The sequence below is a fragment of the Telluribacter sp. genome (assembly GCF_035998675.1).
Taxonomy (GTDB): Bacteria; Bacteroidota; Bacteroidia; order Cytophagales; family Spirosomataceae; genus Telluribacter.
In genome coordinates this window covers 20,194-38,348 of the sequence record NZ_DASYHI010000008.1, presented here as the reverse complement: position 1 = coordinate 38,348, position 18,155 = coordinate 20,194, and the positions used below count along the sequence as shown (strand labels likewise).

The following is an 18,155-nucleotide window of genomic DNA, read 5'->3' as shown; positions in this document are numbered from 1 at the left end:
TTAATTCTCATTTACTCCATAAAGTAGTATGAAAAAAATAATAATAATTTTATTTATAACGGGTACACTCACCGCCTTTTTAACGCCTCCAAAATCAGAAAGAAAGGCTGATCGTCCCAATGTAATCCTGTTTTTTATGGATGACATGGGTTATGGGGACCTCTCCTGTTACGGTGCCCTGGGATACCAAACACCAAACCTGGACCGTATGGCTATGGAAGGTACTCGGTTTACCAACTTTCTGGTGGCCCAGGCAGTTTGCACCGCATCCCGGGCTGCCCTACTGACGGGCTGCTATCCAAACCGCATTGGGCTCTTTGGGGCATTGGGGCCTAACTCGCCCATTGGCATCAACGCCTCCGAGGAAATAATCCCGGAATTACTAAAAGAGCAAGGGTATGCTACTGGTATCTTTGGGAAATGGCACCTGGGCAGTCAGCCCCAGTTCCTGCCCCTGCAGCATGGATTTGATGAGTATTATGGCGTTCCTTATTCACACGATATGTGGCCTTTGCATCCAGCCCAGGCCAGGGCTAATTACCCAACCCTGCATTTGATAGAAGGGGATAATCCCGTTAAACCCGTTAATACTCTGGAAGATGCCAGTGAGCTGACGGCCACCTTTACACAAAGGGCGGTTCAATTTATCCGGAACCACAAAAAGGATCCTTTTTTTCTTTATGTTCCTCATCCGCTGCCTCACGTTCCTCTGGCAGCTTCATCCCGTTTCCGGGGTAAAAGTTCACGGGGAATTTTTGGCGACGTCATGATGGAACTGGACTGGTCGGTAGGTCAGATCCTGGATGAAGTTAAGAAACAAGGATTAGACAAAAACACCATTATCATATTCACAAGTGACAATGGCCCCTGGTTAAACTACGGAGATCATGCCGGCTCTGCCGGGGGCTTTAGGGAAGGCAAAGGTACTTCGTTTGACGGTGGGCACCGGGTTCCCTGTATCATACGTTGGCCGGGAAAGGTACCGGCCGGACGGGTCAGTAACAAGTTGTTATCAACGATTGATATCCTGCCTACAGTAGCGTCACTCTGTGGAGCGCGTATGCCAAAACAAAAGATTGACGGGGTAAATTTCCAGGACCTGCTGAAAGGGGATGATAGTGTAACCCCCCGTGATCAGTTTTATTACTATTACCGGCGTAATAACCTGGAAGCAGTTCGAAAAGGAGACTGGAAACTTGTCTTTCCCCACGAAGGGCGGACTTACGAAGGGCAGTTACCTGGCACCAACGGTAAACCGGGTACAGCTCCGGAAGATCATTCCTTCCCATTGGCCCTTTACAACCTGAGCCGCGACCCCAGCGAACGGTATGATGTAAAAGAACTTTATCCGGATCAGGTAGCAGAGCTTCAGAAGTTAGCTGATGAGGCACGGGAGGATCTTGGTGATGATCTTACAAAAAGTGCGGGTAAAAACAAGCGGGAAAGTGGTCTGGCTGCCAACCTTAAGTAGCACTTGAAACCACCACCCCCAGAGGCTGGTTGTAAAACCACCGTCTGGGTATCACTGATTAGCCTGCTCCCTGAGACAGAAATACCGGCTGCAGTCAACCTTTTATACCGGATCCTATTCATCGTACTAATTATGCGCAGCAAGATTATACTCCTCCTGCTATTCAGCTTCACTACCACTTTTCTACGTGCTCAACAGGCAGGAAAGCCTAACATCATCTTCATTTTCGCTGATGATCTGGGGTACGCTGAACTAGGCTGTTATGGTCAGAAGAAAATACGTACGCCCAACATAGATCGAATAGCGAGGGAAGGTATTCGCTTTACTGACTACTATACCAGTACACCCGTGTGTGCTCCCTCGCGCTGTCAGCTCCTGACGGGTACTCACGGAGGGCACTCCTACATCAGAGGAAACTATGAGCTAGGAGGCTTTGCCGATTCTTTGGAAAGAGGGCAGATGCCGCTTCCTGCTAACACAGTTACAGTTGGTACTCTTCTGCAAAAAGCGGGATACAAAACAGCCTGCATTGGTAAATGGGGCCTTGGGATGGGATATAGTACTGGCGATCCTAATAAACAAGGTTTTGACTATTTCTATGGGTACTATGATCAAAAGCAGGCCCACAATTACTATCCCACCCATTTGTGGGAAAATGGCAAATGGGACACCCTGAATAATCCGGTGATAGATGTCCACCGACGCCTTGATCCTCAAACAGCAACTGCCGGTGATTTTAACTACTTTCGAGGAAAAGACTATGCCATTAATAAAATGGCCGAGAAAGCTCAGCGGTTTATTCGAGAGAACAAGAACCAACCATTCTTCCTGTACCTGCCATTCACCATTCCCCATGTTTCTCTCCAGGCTCCCGAAGTGGCCGTAAAAGAATATGTGGGGAAGTTCGAGGAAAAGCCTTACTATGGACAGCAAAACTATGCGTCCACTCCTTATCCACGCGCTACTTATGCGGCGATGATCACCTATATGGATAAAAAGGTAGGTGAAGTATTGACTCTGGTCAAAGAACTGGGACTGGACGAAAATACCATTATTATTTTTACATCTGACAACGGTACTACCTTCAACGGGGGTGTTGACGCTAAGTTTTTTGAAAGTGTAGGTCCGTTCAGGGGGCTAAAAATGGATATGTATGAAGGTGGGATTCGGATGCCTATGGTAGCCAGATGGCCCGGTAAAATAGCCCCGGGTCAGGTGACAGATCATGTAGCTGTTCATTATGATGTCATGGCCACGCTGGCCGAATTAGTAAATGCCGGACCCGTGAAAACGGATGGTATCTCTTTTCTTCCCACTTTACTGGGGCAGGCTGGCAGGCAGAGAAAGCACGAATACCTCTATTTTGAGTATCCGGAGAAAGGAGGTCAATTGGCTATCAGGTTTGGGAAATGGAAAGGAGTCAAGGTGAACATGAAAAAGGATAAAGATGCCCGCTGGGAGCTCTATGATCTGGAAAAAGACATAAGTGAGACCACTGATCAGGCTGCTTTCCATCCAGAAATCGTTTTAAAGTTCAATCAAATTGTAAAAAAGGAGCATCGTCCTTCCCATCTGCCTGAGTGGGAGTTTGTGCATACAATTTTTGATTAGTTAAGCAATTCGTGAAATAAATGTCTGAAACCATTAAGTCAGGATTTTTTGATGGACTTTTGTAGGTGATTTGCATCGGGTTCCGGTTTATTAGGCCTTCGCCTGCATTCAGAATTTAAAATGAATAAATCAACCGTTATATTTCTTGTTTTAAGGGGACTGGAAGGCAATAGTCCGACTACCTGGGAACCTTACCCGACCAAGCGGGGCTTTAACTACTTCCCGGGCTATGGCCGTCACCGCTATGGTGATAATCATTATCCCGCGCACGAGGCCCGGGAGTGCCCAAGGGTGGAGCTTTATCAAGGCCAGGGCAGGTAGGACAAATGAAATGAATTTCGAAGAAATAAATTTAACTAGCTACGCATGAGAACTTTCTGCCTGATAGCACTTTTGACTCTTGTATCGGCGGTGGTAACTTTCGCTCAGACGAAGCCAAATATACTGTGGATTACAATAGAAGACACCTCTCCTCAGTTTATTGGTTGCTATAAAAATAAGAACGCCCGTACACCGGTAATTGATCAACTGGCCCGGGAAGGGGTACAGTTCAGGAATGCTTTTTCGACCGGAACGGTGTGTTCCCCCAGCCGTTTCACTTTGATTACTGGAATAAGGACCTACGAAGCTGGCACCGGAAATCACCGCAGTAATTATCCACTACCAGCCTATATGCGTGGTTTTCCCTACTATATGCAAAAGTGCGGGTACTACACGACCAACAATAGCAAGACGGACTACAACCTGGCTGAACCAAAGAAATTTACGGAAGAGGCCTGGAGCGAAAGTTCCAATAGGGCAGGCTGGTGGAACCGTAAGCCAGGGCAACCGTTCTTCGCCATTTTCAATTTTGAGGATTCACACCAATCACGTACCATGACCGACACTTACGAACAGTACAAGAAGAAAGTACTGGACGAACTTCCTGCCAATGAAAGAATCGGTGAGCACGAATTTGATATGCCTCCTTTTTACCGGGATAGTCCGGAAATGCGTAAGCAGTTCGCGCGGGTTTATAATTCGATAAAGCTTACGGATAATAAAATAGGAAAGCTCCTGCAGCGGCTCGACAAGGATGGTCTACGTGACAGTACTATTATTTTCTTCTTTGCCGATCATGGAGAGGGTATACCGCGAGGAAAAACAAATGGTATAAACCTGGGATACAGGGTACCCTTCATTGTCTGGTTTCCACCCATGTACAAGCATTTGTCGCCGTGGGGAGAAGGGGGTGTTGTAACTGATGAGCTGATCAACTTTGAAGATCTGGCTCCAACCCTGATTAGTCTTTCCGGAGGTGACTTACCAATCCATCTGAAAGGAAGGATATTAATGGGCAGGAAACGCTCAGCACCCGTTGACCACTTAATTTTATCGTCTGACCGCTCCGACAATGGGATTGATATGATAAGGAGCGTAACGAACGGCAGGTACATCTACTCACGGAATTACATGCCTTACATGCCGGAAGTCCGTTACATCCGCTATATGGAGATAGGCGACATAAAACAGCAAATGCGGCAGGACCTGGCCCAGCATAAATTAAATCATTTACAAAAGGAGCTATTTGCTAAGCGACCCGCCGAAGTACTCTATGATCTAAAAAACGACGGTTGGGAAACCACTAATCTTATCAATAATCCTGCTTATAGAGGCATAGCCGGGCAAATGAGAAAACGCCTAAACGCTTCCCTATTGAAATCCAGGGATGTACATTTCCTTCCTGAATACGAAATCGCTGAAATTTCAAAAACGACGACACCCTATGAATTCAGGATGCGCGATGAAGATTTTCCGGCAGCAGATGTCTATAAAGCCGCCTCATTGGCTGGAATACGTTCTGAGGCAGTAGCATACAGGCAGATCCGGTGGCTGAAAAACAAAAACAAATTTGTTCGCTATTGGGCGGCTGTAGGTTTAAGATCTCAGGATAAGGCTACCCTGTTTTCTTATAGAGCAGAGCTGACCGCAGCGATACAGGATACCTACGGTCCGGTGGCTGTTATGAGTTCCGCAATTGCATATGAAGTTTTCGGCTTACCGCAGGCAGAAGCCAGCCTTAAAGCATTTTGTGCCTCAGATAATACCGAACTTGCCTTGATGGCTTTAAATGAGCTACTGTATGTGACTTCCAAGCAGCCTTTCATAGAGAATGTAAGGTCCATACACCAGGTTTTCATTAGGAAGAATGCTGCCAATCAGTCTGTCTATAAAGTGAAAGCAGCCTGTATGGATTTTTTGGGAAGCCTTAGTCTGGTACCTAACAATCCGGATTATGCAGAATAAGGATTTTTCTTCTTAATCCATATCTAGTTTAAAACTACTTTATTCCCAGGCATCGCCTTTGCTTATTTAAAAAGTTCTATTGGCTTTCGCTTTAAAATAGCACTAGTGCGGGTACTACCTTTTTCACAGAAAAATAAATCAAAAACACAGCACGAATAACAACATCTACGCTGGTAAGATTCCTAACGGGTGACACTCCCGGTAGACGATGATCTGTGTGGAATATGGATATTCATGACGTTACCAATGGGTATTTTGACCGATTAATGGATCCGGCAGGTTAAATAATTGTAAACGAGTGTCCTCTCAATCCGGCTGATTTTCCCGGGTATACCGCTGACGAAACAGGTCCATGGCTCTACCGTGTCTACCCTAACTACCAAGAAGGTCAATCAGTCTCCTCTTGTTGACCTTTCTATTTCTAACACTACGGAAGTAATATTTCTCTGTCAGAAATATTACTTCCGATAAGTAAACCTTATCGGAAGTAATAATAAAATTCATTTACCCGCTTTTGCTTAACATAGAAGTGTATAAGGGTCTCCAAAAATTGGACAGGCAAGATAACTTGAAATATTTTACCTTAGATCTGCAAAATGTTCAAAAATGACCAATTTTCCTGCCAAGATTTTATTAGCCCGTTGATCGATAAGCAGATAAATATTAGTATGGATTCAAAAGAGCGGGCATTGGATAATATTTTTCGGGGTCGCCCGGCGATCGAGCGTTTTTGGCGTACCATCAAATTTGAGCGGTCCGCCGCCGCGGCATCTTTACTTGAAGGCCTATTCTGATGGGCGAAGTCTGCACAAGGGGTTGACATATTATTTTCACTTCTACAACCAAGAACGTAAACATCAGTCCTTGGGGTATGAAACACCTGCACAATGGTATGTTCAAGGAACAGAAGGAAAAAAATACAATTGGTAGGCTCGCACGTACAAACTTAGATTCACCCTAATCCTGTCCAACTATTGGGGAAGCTTACAGTTGCACAGCGACAGCTAGCCGACTTGCCCCTGACACCGGCCACGCTGGCAGCCTACCTCTCCAATGAGGCCACCCGACATAAATGGGCTACCCTCTCGCGCCGCCTGGCCGCCATCCGCAAGTGGCACCGGCTCCACCAGCATACCGATCCCGCCCTGGACCAGACCGTGCAACTGGTACTGGAAGGCATCAAGCGCAGCCTGGAGACCGAGCCGGGTCTGGCCCTGGCCTTTGAGATCGAAGAATTCAAGGAAAAGATCCGGTCTATCCCCCGCACACCCACTGGACTGCGCGACCGAGCCTTGTTGCTACTCGGATTCGTGGGTGCCTTTCGCCGGTCGGAGCTGGTAGCCCTGAACCTGGAAAGTATTCAGCTCACCCGGGAAGGAGCGGTGGTTTCCTACCAGGGGAGTAAGACCAACCAGTACGGAAAACCCGAGCATAAGGCGCTGTTTTTCAGCCCGGACCCAGAGACCTGCCCCGTGCGGCCATTACAGGATTACACCAGCCTGTTAAACAGACCGGCCGGGCCACTTTTTGCCCGTTTTCGCAAGGGCAACCAGATAACTCAGGACCGGCTCTCGGACAAGCAGGTGGCCCGCACCACAAAAAAATACTTGGGCCAGAACTACTCGGCTCACTCGCTGCGGGCTTCTTTTGTGACCATCGCCAAGCTGAATGGAGCCGATGACTCCCAGATCATGCAGCAAACCAAGCACCGCACCCGCACGATGATTGACCGCTATACCCGCGTGCAGCAGGTGGTGAGACATAATGCCGCCATGAAGTTGGGGCTCTAGGTAAATTGTAACCAAACCAATAAATCCAGGGAATTTGAGTCAGCGACATACGTTTCCTTCTAACTTATAAAAGTAGTATTCGATCTGCTGATCTGTTGTAAGGCATCAAACGGGGCTATAATTACCCGTTATTTAGGATTATGCCCGTAAAAATAAGAAGAGTGCTATTTTGATTAACGTGTTTGATTGCCCTGGCCAAGGCTTCTTTCAGGAATTGTAATTCGGAAGGTTTCACAATATATCTATCGGCCCCAGCTATTTTTGGCCATAATTTCCTTGTTGCTGCTGGAGGTAGAAAAGATGATAACTGGCACCTGGGACATACTTGCTATTTTCTTAAATTCGGTCAGGCACACTTTTTCGTCCATCCTGGGCCTATACAAGTCCAGGAATTTTATTCCAGGCTTTTCCCTATCTTCACCTAACAGATGCCCTAAGGCCGGGGCGAAATCTTGCTTTAGCCGAATTGCTCGAGGATGGAATCTTTGAATGTCTGGAAGATGCCTAAACAGAAATCTTTGATAGGACCGCCTAAGCGATACATTAAAAGGTACCGCTGCGGTGGATCGTTACACTACCACCGGCTCGGGAGCTAAGCTAATGGGAGTGTAAATTGAACTGTGTCATTTTCTTTCAGCGGCCTATAAACGGCTCTCGCTCCGGCTGAATCCTATCTCCAAATTTAATGTAGAGCTGTGACATAGTCAATCCCCAGTTTCGAAGCGGCATAGTCCATTTCTTGGATATATCCATTACGGCTAGATAGACCAGTTTCAGTAGGGCCATGTCGGAAGTAAAAGCCCCCTTGGTCTTGGCGGCCGCCGCTGCGGTCACCTTTCTGATCTGGCGATGCATACCCTCAATGGCATTCGTTGTGTAAATGGTACGCCGAATATCGGTGTCATACTCATAGAAAGTAGACAGATTCACCCAGTTATCCACCCAGGACTTAACCGACAAAGGATACTTTTTCCCCCATTTTACATCGAATTCGAGTAGTTTTTCATACCCCTGATCCGCGTTGATTGCCTTATAGACTGGTTTCAGATCCTGCGCCACTGTCCTTTTGTCCTTCTCCGAGACATAGCGTAAGCTAGTGCGGATCTGCGGGGTCGCCCGGCGATGAACGATACAGAGTTGAACCCGAGTCTTGGGAAACATGGCCTGTATCGCCTCGGGAAAGCCTTTCAGGCCATCAATACAAGCGATTAGGATGTCTTCCACCCCCCGCTGCTTTAAGTCAGTAAGTACCGATAACCAGAACTTAGCCCCCTCACTCTCTGAAAGATATACCCCAATTAAATCCTTTTTCCCCTCCTTATTCACTCCCAATATGTTATAGATGGCCCGGGACTGGATGGTGCCGTTTTCGCGGACTTTATAATGGATACAGTCCAGAAACACAAAGGTGTAGATCGCCTCCAGAGGGCGTGTGCGCCATTCGTTGAGCACCGGGATGACCTTGTCTGTGATGTGGGATATCTCCGTAGCCGAAATTTCCATAGCGTACATCTCCTTGATGAACTCGCTGATAGCACGCGTACTCATGCCTTTGGCATACATCGCCGTCACTTTTTCTTCCAGATCGCTCGTTAGGATCAGCTGGCGCTTGGGTAGGATTTTGGGCGAGAAGGTGCACTCGCGGTCGCGTCCGATCTCAATCTCCAAATGCCCCGAACTGAGGCTCCTGACGGTCTTTTTTGCTTTTCCATTCCGACGGTTGGTCACCCCCGAGGCCTTACTCTCTTCGAGGTGGTTAGCTAGTTCGCCCTCAAGCATAGATTCCAACAGATGTTTAATCATTGGGCCAAAGACCCCGTCGGCACCGCCCAGTTTTTTACCCTCGGACAGGCCCTGGATGGCCTCCTGCTTGAATTTCTCGAACCGGGTCGCCGGTGCGATCAAAGTTGTTGTCTGTCTGCATTTCTGTGTCTGATAACGTTTTCAATTTAGTTATTTTTACCTCAAAGCGAGGTGACACAGTTCAGTTTACAGTCTCAAGCTAATTGATCAGTTAGCCGCCGATCTTCGCGCCGACTTTCCTGATATGCCGGTAAACTAAACTTTTATCTGGCTGTGCCACAGGTAAGTGCAAAAAAGCGATTATCTTAATTCATATTCAGCAATTAAAGCATCTGCTGGTATGTGTAATAACCTGCTGAACTTTCGAATCATTGTCAATGAAAGCGCCTGCTTATAATTTAACACTTTGCTAATTGTGCCTTTGTCTCCATATTCATTGGCGAGATCTATAGGCTTGTAACCAAAATCTTCCATTCGGATTTTGATTAACTCCACAGGATCAACTTCCGGCAGTTCACTTGTCCTTTCTTCAAAGTCAGAAATGAGATGCGCTAACAAAAGTTTTTCCTTATGTTCAGTCGTACCTCTCACTGCATACTTTATCTCCTCATAGCGAGCTAGAGCAGCATCATAATCCTGCTCTGTCTCAATTAGAAACCAGTCTGATTTTATGTTTTTCATATCTTTATGTATAGCTTCCGACGATCAAACGGTTGAAGCATCAACCTTATCATATTCAGCGTGTGTTCCTATAAATCTTACTTCTACAATTCCGTCTTCGTAGTTGATCTCCACGATCAAACGATATTTATTACCTACAATTTTAAATCTGGCGCGGCTTCCTGGAATTATAGACGCTTTCGGAAAGTCCTCTAATACGTCTGCTCCTTTTTTCCAGTTTGACCTTTTAACAACCGTTTTCCAAGCTGTTAAACTTTTACCAGCATCTCCATGCTACTGTGCAAACTGATCCAGCTTGCGGGCGTAAACAATAATCATTCCTTAAATGATGTTTTGGATTTTTAAAACTTTGCTTGTCCATAATCATCAAGAGTTATACATTATCAATAAGAGCAAATGGACACTTTCATAGTACCCATTACAAATGTAGATAAAAGTTGGTAGAATACCAACTTTACTATAAAAACATTTTCACATTGCGTGGTACTGAGGAATTTGTTATACAAAACAAAAACGACGGTGGTCGTTGCAGAAGTTCCTATTCAGTCCATCAGGCTTACTAGTTTGGATTTGCAATCACTACTTCAGGAAAAGCAGCTTCTTCTGTTATAAATACACTCACCTGGGAGGTAGGTTGAGCTAGCTATGGCTTCCAAAGCTGCACTTGAAGCTACTTTCCTTTTTACAGCTTTGAAGTATTTTGTACCGACCCCCTAATTATTGGACAAACTTTCCAGGTTTAAGGCTGGAACTTTTTGTTGATTTTGATGCATATCTACATTGCCCGGCTACCCGGTCTGATCGTGGCGGCCAATACCTGTCGCGGAAGATGAAACAGCTCGTCAAGACTTTCAAGTTGAAACAGAGTATGTCCCGCGCCGACGACCCGGCACTGGCCGCCCGGCTATGACAATGCTTGGGCTGAGTCCCTGTGGATGGGACCGCCCATGCGCCCGAATGAAAGCGGAATTGGACATTCCCAAAGGGGGGCTATAGCAATCTCGAGATGTTACGATCTGTCCTCTTTGAATACATCGAAGGATACTACAATACTCGAAGATTACATTCAGCTTTGAACTACCAGAACCTCGTAGCTTTTGAGGCTGATTACTATCGAAAAACTGGTTGAAAGAGAAAACTAAAATCTATTACTAACCAGCAAGAAGTGTAAACCAAAAAGGAACTACGTCAGGTTTCAAAAGCGTATGCATCAAAACAGAATCAGAATGCTTTTCCTTTCGGGAGTTACCAAAAGTAATAATTAAAACAGTTTGGTTACGACATTTGGAACCGATACAGGTAAGGAGCCTTATTGGCCGCACCCGTGAACTTCTTTTCCAGACGTTCCAGCACATTCAGGTCCAGGATCTTCTTCTGAAAGTTGTTACGGGCAAAAGGTTTGTCATAGATAGCCTCGTACAGTTCCTGAACCTCCTTCATCGTAAACGTCTCGGGAAGCAGGTTGAAGGCGATCAGTTTCTCGTCCAGATTCCGGCGGAGGGTTTCCAGAGCATTTTCTACAATTTCGTGGTGATCCATGATCATGGGGGGCAAATTCCTGATCGGGTACCAGTCAATGGTTTCGTCTATATCGTGTTTTTGGGGTATTACCTTATTGATATCTACCAGGGCATAGTAGCCAATCGAAACGAATCGCCGGGTGACCCACTCGAATTCTTTTCGGTTTAGGCTTTTATCTCCCAGTATTTCATGATTAAGTTCGATCAGTCGTTCCATAAAACTGAGGTTGGAGCGCTCTGTATTGCCAAATACCCGGAACTGATCCAGGTAAATATCCCTGATACCGGTTCGTTCTTCCAGAATCCGCCGGGCAGCCTGGTCGATACCCTCGTCCTGATATATAAAGCCGGCGGGTAGAGCCCAGAAATCTCCTTTGAAGTTTAGCTTGGGTACTAAGACTTTGAGTTGTTTTTCCTGATAGCCAAATATGACGCAATCGATGGAAAGCTGTTGTATATAGTTTTGTTCACTGGGATTACGCATGGGAAACTGGTTTTCCGGTAAGGAATCATGAGGCAAAGATAAGTATCCTGACTCCTTACCGAAAATGCCAATCCGCGTTTTTGTGGTATACATCTATTTCTTAGTCCAGCGCGACCGCAGATAGTAGGCGGCAGCTTTTGGTTTACGATCTCTTGTGAAAACTCCCTTATAATTGACTCCTCCGAAGCGAATTATACCCTGCCCGGTTTTGAAATCAGAAAATGCCCACACGTGCATACCGGCTACGTAGTCCTTGGTAGCAGCCACGTCGAGGTAGGCTTTGATGAAGTTGGTCTGGAACTCCTCGGTAAACATCTCCGGCTCATCCGAATGCATACCGGGGTAGGTATCCGCTCCAAATTCTGTAACCATCACGGGTTTATTAAATTTCTTGTGCAAGGCATCCATTTCCATAGATAGTAGTTTGACGGCTCCGTTCATGTCACCCGCGTGGGTATACCAGCCGTAGTACCGGTTGATACAGATCACATCCGACATACCTACCCACTCGGAGGGGCCGCCCATCACCCCAACCAGGACCGCCAGACGGGTAGGGTCTTTTTGTTTGACCAGGGAGAACATCTCCTGAAACAGCTCAATGCTTTTGGGTGTTGCCTCCCGACCTCCCGGTCCTCCAGTAACACTTACCTCTCTTGGAAATGGCTCGTTGGCCACGCACCACATGATCACCGACGGGTGGTTTTTATCCCGTGTGATGAGCTCGTTGATGTACTGCTTCACCATAACCTGACGCTGCGCCAGTTCGGTAGTATCGCCGTGGAAGTAAAGTCCTACCGCCGGAATCTCATCAATCACCAGGAAGCCCTCCCGGTCAGCCATACGCATAAATTCTTCGTCGTAGGGGTAGTGGGAGGTACGGAACGAATTGGCTCCGGTCCACTTCATCAGCGAGAAATCTTTGACAATAACCGGATTGGCCGCTCCCCGTCCGAAGATGGGGAAGTCTTCGTGCTTGCCAAATCCTTTCAGGAACACCGGCTTACCATTGAGCAGCACCTGAGTGCTGGTAGTAGCGATGGTGCGAACACCGGTCTCGAGGGTATAGCGGTCGAAGGTAGTTTTGTTATCGCCCACTGTCACCTCTACCTGATATAGATACGGGTCCTCGGGTGACCACAGCCGTACATCCGGGATGGAAACAGTGGCCGTGGCAGCATTGCCCGCCAGACGGATAGGTGCTTCGTATTTCTTACCGTTGCCGGTAATCGTGATGGTACCCCGGGTGGCTTTGCCCTCGGTGGCTACGGCTACTTCCAGGCTCCCCGTCGTACCCGTAAAACCGGGCCTGACGGTAATATCTTTGATTGAAGCTACGGCGGGCAGAGAGTACAACCACACATCCCGATGCAAACCGGCGTAGGGGAAGAAGTCATAGTTAGACTTGGGAAAGTTGGAGAAAGGTCCGCCCTGCACATTACCCGTAGGTACCCGCGAAGGCTTCAGATGGTTTTCGATTTGAATAGAGATCCGGTTGGCGGCTCCCCAGTTGATATAGGGGCTCACCTCGAATGCGAAGGGTAGGTGTCCTCCTTCGTGTATGCCTACCGGCTGACCATTGATCCAGACTCTGGCGGCATAGTTGGCCGAGCCAATGCGTATAAAAATACGTTGCCCTTTCCAGGAGCTGGGTACGTAACTTTCCTTCTCATACCAAACCATACCCAGGTAGTCACGCATATCCGTAAACTGCTCGTTCCAGCTACCAGGTACTGCTATTGACCGGGTCTCGCCGCTGCCACGGTGGCCAGGCCGGGTCTCGCCAGACCGGGTCTCCATCAGTCCATTTTGCCATCCTTCTTTTGCACCTGCTTCCAGTGAGTCTTTCCTGAATTGCCACATGCCCGACAGGCTCAGGGTATTGCGGTGGTCGTTCTGCTGTGGGTACAGGGCAATCCGATCCGGATCAGCGGAAGCAAAGGTTTGGGCCATACAAGGGGCCAGGCTCAGCAGGAGGAGTAAGGGTGCCAGAAATATTGACTTCATTTTCTTGATTGGTAAGAGTACAACATGGTCCGAAAAAGAGATTGGATTACAAAGGTAAATAATTGACTAAAATTTATTGTCTATAATTTAGACAATAATAAAATTCTTTTTCTACCTTTGGTCATCGATAGCGAATACCATGTAAGAAAAGGGCTGTACCCTTTTGTTTATAAGTACTTACGGCTGTGGATAATCGCTCAGGTTCCAAAGCTTAGGATAAGAAGCAGCCTTAGTAAGAATGGACGAGCAAATTGGAAAAAGTACAAGCCAATTGCCTACCTATTAAATCAACAATAATCCAATCAACACAAATGATTCAGCGTATTCCTAATTCTCTTCGATGGTTGGTCGGGACGGTGATGGTGAGTATACTGGCCACAGCCTTGTGGTCGTATGTGGCCGTCAAAGAACAACCCCGCATTCTGGTATTCAGTAAAACCGCCGCTTTCCGGCATACCTCCATAGAAGCGGGGCAGAAGGCCCTCATGCAACTGGGTAAAGAGAAAGGCTTTGCCGTAGATACCACCGAGGATGCAAGCCGCTTTAACGAAGAAAATCTAAAGAAGTACCAGGCGGTCGTTTTTCTGAGTACGACCGGCGACGTACTGAATGCCCAGCAACAGAATGCCTTTGAGCGCTACATCCAGGCCGGAGGAGGGTACCTGGGTATCCATGCGGCCGCCGATACCGAGTACGACTGGCCCTGGTACAATCAGCTGGCTGGTGCCTGGTTTGCTAATCACCCCATGCCGGACAACGTCCAGAAGGGGGAGTTTGTAGTAGTAGACAAAAATCATCCGTCTACCAGTTTCTTACCTGAGCGCTGGGAGCGGGAGGATGAATTCTATTCCTTCAAAAACATTAGCCCGGCTCTGCACGTACTGCTGACCATTGATGAGAAGACCTACAAGGGAGGTACCAACGGCGATAATCACCCCATGGCCTGGTACCAGGAGTTTGATGGAGGGCGTTCTTTTTATACAGCCGGTGGCCACACCGGCGCTACCTTTTCGGAGCCTTTATTTCTACGCCACCTGACGGCAGGCTTGCAGTACGTCATGGGAGGTGACTCACCCAAGCCGTTGAACTACAGCAAGGTCAAAACTAAAAAGTTGCCCGAAGAAAACCGCTTTGCGAAGGTAGTGCTGGCCGAAAAGCTCGACGAGCCTATGGAGCTGACGGTACTGCCCGATAACCGTGTGCTATTGGTGGAGCGCCGCGGTGCGGTGAAGCTATTCAGCCCTTCGACTGGTAAGCTCAACCTCATTTCTAAAATCCCGGTCAATACCAAGGTTACCGATAAGGAAGGGAAAGTAGGCGAAGACGAAGGTGGGCTGTTGGGTATTACCAAAGACCCCAATTTTGCTCAGAATCATTGGATTTACCTGTATTATTCACCCGAAGGCCCGGAGGCCAAAAACATCGTGGCCCGCTACGAGCTGCGGGGCAATGAACTGGTATTGAGCTCAAAGAAAGTGGTACTGGAAGTGGCTACCCAACGTGAGATTAGTGGTCACGCGGGCGGCTCGCTTACCTTCGATGCCAAAGGCAATCTGTACATTTCAACCGGAGACAACATCAACCCCCAGCAATCCAATGGGTATAGCCCATCGGACGAACGTCCGGGTCGTGAGCCTTTTGACGCTCAAATGACCTCGGCCAATACCAACGACCTGCGAGGTAAAATACTCCGGATTCATCCCGAAGCCGATGGTTCGTATACCATTCCGGAAGGCAACCTGTTCCCGAAGGGTACCCCTAAGACAAAGGCAGAGATATATACAATGGGTCACCGTAACCCGTTCCGTATCTCCGTAGATTCCAAAACCGGGTATCTCTACTGGGGGGACATCGGTCCTGATGCCGCTCAGCCAAAGGATGACCGCGGACCGGCTGGACAGGATGAAGTAGGGCAGGCCCGTAAGGCGGGTAATTATGGCTGGCCCTACTTCGTGGGTAACAATAAGGCCTACCACCAGTACAACTTTGCTACGGCCCAATCAGGCCCGTTATATGACCCTGCTCAGCCAGTAAATAAATCGGTAAACAATACCGGGCTAACGCAGCTGCCACCGGCTCAGAAAGCCTTTATCTGGTACCCTTACGCGGAGTCGAAGGAGTTCCCTGAGGTAGCGGCAGGTGGTCGTTCGGCCATGGCCGGTCCGGTTTACTACCGCGATCAGTTCAGCCAGGCCAAGCGGGCTTTCCCGGATTACTACGATGGCAAATTATTCATCTACGAATGGATGCGCGGCTGGATGATGGCAGTAACGCTGGATGGAGACGGAAACTACGCCTCGATGGAGCGGGTAATGCCCAGCTATAAATTCTCCAACCCAACGGATATGGAATTTGGTTCGGATGGTGATCTGTACATGCTGGAATACGGTAGCGGCTGGTTCACCCAGAACGACGATGCCCGCCTGATCCGAATAGAGTACAATGGGGGGAACCGCAAGCCACAAGTAGAGATGGCTACTTCCAAAAGGGGTGGAGCCGTACCCTTCAAAACGCAACTTTCATCGAACGGTACTAAGGATTTTGATGGGGATTCCCTGACGTACGTATGGACGGTTACTCCTCAGTCGGGAGGTACTGCCCGCACGTTTAAAGAAGCTAACCCAACCGTCACTTTTGACAAGCCTGGTATCTATAAAGCCACGCTGACCGTAACCGATGGAAAAGGGGGAAGCAGCAGCCGTACCCTGGAAATCATGGCGGGTAATGAAGAGCCGGTACTTACCTTTGAAAGCAAAACCAGTAACAAGACCTTCTTCTTCCCCGGTCAGTCATTTGACTATGAAGTGAAGGTAAGTGATAAGGAAGATGGCAGTCTGGCAAATGGGAAAATCAAGCCAGGTGAAGTAGCTGTTACCATTGACTATCTGGCCGAAGGGTACGACTTGGTTACCATCGCGCAGGGACACCGCAGCGCTGACGCTACCGCCCAGGCTGGTAAAGGATTGACTCTCATTGAAGCCAGTGACTGTAAGGCCTGTCATAGTATGGAGAAAAAATCCATTGGTCCCGCTTATATGCAGGTAGCTCAGAAGTACAAGGGAGATGCCACGGCGGCCGAGCGCCTCGCTAAGAAAGTCATTGCGGGTGGTAGTGGGGTATGGGGCGAAGTAGCTATGAGTGCTCATCCCCAACTTTCACAGGCGGATGCCGAAGGTATGGTTAAATACATACTGAATCTGGCTGACCCCAAACAGGCGGCTCCCACACTACCCGTCAAAGGAAGCTATACAATGGACCTACCCCAGGGTGATAAGGGGGAGGGCCGGTACGTGGTACGGGCCGCTTACAAGGATAAAGGTAGCCAGGGAGTTCCTCCTATCACGGCAGAAAAAGTACTGGTACTACGCAGCGCGAAGGTGCCAGCAGGTAAAGCCGATAAGACCGAAAACGTAATGAAGTACGGCACCGTCGTCATTGCGTCGGTCAATAATTCAAGCATTGGATTTAGTGATATTGACCTGACGGGTATTTCACATATCAGGTTCACGGCCACCGCTCCCAAATCGCAGTTGAATACAGCCGGTGGTATCATCGAGGTACGACTTGGTTCTCCTACCGGTAAGCTTATCGGTCAAACCGCTTTCATTGCACCGGCTGATGCAGGACCAACTAATATGCCCCCACCGCTGGTCGCTAAACTGTCGGAGGTGACGGGTCGGCAGGATGTGTACATGGTATTCAAAAACGATAAAGCCGCTACCGGACAGGCGCTGTTCGTAGTTATTGATGTTGAGTTCCAGAACGAGCAATCAGCAAGTGCCAGTCAGAATTCATCCAGTACCAAGGCCGCTTCGGCCTCTGGTCCGTCGGTCCAGCAACTGGAAGCCTACGCAGGCAAGTACAAAATGACGGGGCTGCCTTTTGAGTACATTGAAATCACGCCTAAGGAAGGAAAGCTATTCATGAAGGCGGGTACCAATGAAGGGGAACTCACGCACGAAGGCGAAGCCGACGCTTTCAAGGGAGGAAATGGTGTCGTAATCCGTTTTGGCCGGGGGGCTGACCAACAGGTTACGTCAATGAGCCTGGATGTTCAGGGTATGTCTTTTAAAGGTATTAAGTAAGAAGTTTCACGTTTAATCAATTTATATCATGAAAAAAGTAAGCTTGTTTCTGTTCATTTTTATGCTGGGCGTTTGTGTAAAAGGTTTTTCGCAAACCACTACGACTCCTGACTTTTTTGCTGGCCAGTGGGAAATTACGGTAAAGGATACCCCTAATGGTGATGCCAAATTTGTCACTGACCTGACCCGCAAAGACGGTAAACTGACCGGTGAATTGAAAGACCCGGAGGGTACCAGACCGGCGGTTCCTATCACCCGGGTTGAAGAGCAGGGCAATACCATTACCATTCACTTCGATAATGATCAGGTAGGTGATATTGGTATTGAGCTGGCCAAAGTGGACGATAACAATTTGAAAGGACAACTGATGAGTATGTTTGAGGCCGTCGCCGTGCGGAAAGCCAAGTAGCTGGTTTCTGG

At 48.0% G+C, this 18,155-nt stretch carries 11 protein-coding genes and 2 pseudogenes; 8 read left to right on the top strand and 5 right to left on the bottom strand.

The genetic code is table 11. The features are described 5' to 3' along the window. The first annotated feature begins 28 nt into the window (after positions 1-28). From VGN67_RS03365 to VGN67_RS03345, 5 genes are all read left to right on the top strand, one after another. Positions 29-1,471, top strand: a complete 1,443-nt coding sequence (locus tag VGN67_RS03365) for a sulfatase (RefSeq protein WP_327485355.1) — start codon at positions 29-31, stop codon at positions 1,469-1,471. A gap of 132 nt (positions 1,472-1,603) precedes the next feature. After that, positions 1,604-3,082 carry an arylsulfatase gene (locus VGN67_RS03360; RefSeq protein ID WP_327485354.1) on the top strand — a complete coding sequence of 493 codons (1,479 nt, stop codon included), beginning with the start codon at positions 1,604-1,606 and terminating at the stop codon, positions 3,080-3,082. A 120-nt stretch (positions 3,083-3,202) separates the two neighbouring features. Continuing rightward, positions 3,203-3,403 (top strand): hypothetical protein, encoded by a 201-nt coding sequence (locus VGN67_RS03355; RefSeq protein WP_327485353.1) that lies wholly within the window; start codon positions 3,203-3,205, stop codon positions 3,401-3,403. A 45-nt stretch (positions 3,404-3,448) separates the two neighbouring features. Further along, on the top strand, positions 3,449-5,368 hold the full coding sequence (locus tag VGN67_RS03350; RefSeq protein WP_327485352.1) for a sulfatase: 1,920 nt from the start codon (positions 3,449-3,451) through the stop codon (positions 5,366-5,368). A 974-nt stretch (positions 5,369-6,342) separates the two neighbouring features. Continuing rightward, positions 6,343-7,158 (top strand): tyrosine-type recombinase/integrase, encoded by an 816-nt coding sequence (locus VGN67_RS03345; protein ID WP_327485351.1) that lies wholly within the window; start codon positions 6,343-6,345, stop codon positions 7,156-7,158. Between the two features lie 633 nt (positions 7,159-7,791). Here the strand turns inward: VGN67_RS03345 and VGN67_RS03340 are convergent. The 3 genes and pseudogenes from VGN67_RS03340 to VGN67_RS24475 all read right to left on the bottom strand — a co-directional run. Beyond that, a complete protein-coding gene (locus tag VGN67_RS03340; RefSeq protein ID WP_327485449.1) occupies positions 7,792-9,060 on the bottom strand; it encodes an IS256 family transposase in 1,269 nt (422 codons plus the stop codon). 201 nt (positions 9,061-9,261) lie between these two features. After that, positions 9,262-9,642: an XRE family transcriptional regulator gene (locus VGN67_RS03335; RefSeq protein ID WP_327485350.1), complete on the bottom strand. Its 381-nt coding sequence runs from the start codon at positions 9,640-9,642 to the stop codon at positions 9,262-9,264. 24 nt (positions 9,643-9,666) lie between these two features. Continuing rightward, a pseudogene (locus tag VGN67_RS24475) lies at positions 9,667-9,888 on the bottom strand (type II toxin-antitoxin system HigB family toxin); the annotation flags it as partial. Between the two features lie 757 nt (positions 9,889-10,645). On the opposite strand from VGN67_RS24475, the pseudogene VGN67_RS03325 reads away from it, so the two are divergent. Then, a pseudogene (locus VGN67_RS03325) lies at positions 10,646-10,771 on the top strand (hypothetical protein); the annotation flags it as partial. Positions 10,772-10,917: 146 nt separating this feature from the next. Here VGN67_RS03325 and VGN67_RS03320 read toward each other — a convergent pair. After that, complete coding sequence (locus VGN67_RS03320) at positions 10,918-11,646, bottom strand: NUDIX hydrolase (RefSeq protein ID WP_327485349.1); 729 nt, start codon at positions 11,644-11,646, stop codon at positions 10,918-10,920. Positions 11,647-11,739: 93 nt separating this feature from the next. Further along, positions 11,740-13,650, bottom strand: a complete 1,911-nt coding sequence (uidA, locus tag VGN67_RS03315; protein WP_327485348.1) for a beta-glucuronidase — start codon at positions 13,648-13,650, stop codon at positions 11,740-11,742. A gap of 311 nt (positions 13,651-13,961) precedes the next feature. Between uidA and VGN67_RS03310 the strand changes: the two genes are divergently transcribed. After that, a complete protein-coding gene (locus VGN67_RS03310; RefSeq protein ID WP_327485347.1) occupies positions 13,962-17,735 on the top strand; it encodes a ThuA domain-containing protein in 3,774 nt (1,257 codons plus the stop codon). Between the two features lie 28 nt (positions 17,736-17,763). Continuing rightward, positions 17,764-18,144 (top strand): hypothetical protein, encoded by a 381-nt coding sequence (locus VGN67_RS03305; protein WP_327485346.1) that lies wholly within the window; start codon positions 17,764-17,766, stop codon positions 18,142-18,144. Positions 18,145-18,155 lie beyond the last annotated feature (11 nt).

Coding starts and splice junctions, on each gene's coding strand:
- VGN67_RS03365 (WP_327485355.1), top strand. CDS start 29: ATGAAAAAAATAATAATAATTTTATTTATAACGGGTACACTCACCGCC.
- VGN67_RS03360 (WP_327485354.1), top strand. CDS start 1,604: ATGCGCAGCAAGATTATACTCCTCCTGCTATTCAGCTTCACTACCACT.
- VGN67_RS03355 (WP_327485353.1), top strand. CDS start 3,203: ATGAATAAATCAACCGTTATATTTCTTGTTTTAAGGGGACTGGAAGGC.
- VGN67_RS03350 (WP_327485352.1), top strand. CDS start 3,449: ATGAGAACTTTCTGCCTGATAGCACTTTTGACTCTTGTATCGGCGGTG.
- VGN67_RS03335 (WP_327485350.1), bottom strand. CDS start 9,642: ATGAAAAACATAAAATCAGACTGGTTTCTAATTGAGACAGAGCAGGAT.
- VGN67_RS03320 (WP_327485349.1), bottom strand. CDS start 11,646: ATGCGTAATCCCAGTGAACAAAACTATATACAACAGCTTTCCATCGAT.
- uidA (WP_327485348.1), bottom strand. CDS start 13,650: ATGAAGTCAATATTTCTGGCACCCTTACTCCTCCTGCTGAGCCTGGCC.
- VGN67_RS03310 (WP_327485347.1), top strand. CDS start 13,962: ATGATTCAGCGTATTCCTAATTCTCTTCGATGGTTGGTCGGGACGGTG.
- VGN67_RS03305 (WP_327485346.1), top strand. CDS start 17,764: ATGAAAAAAGTAAGCTTGTTTCTGTTCATTTTTATGCTGGGCGTTTGT.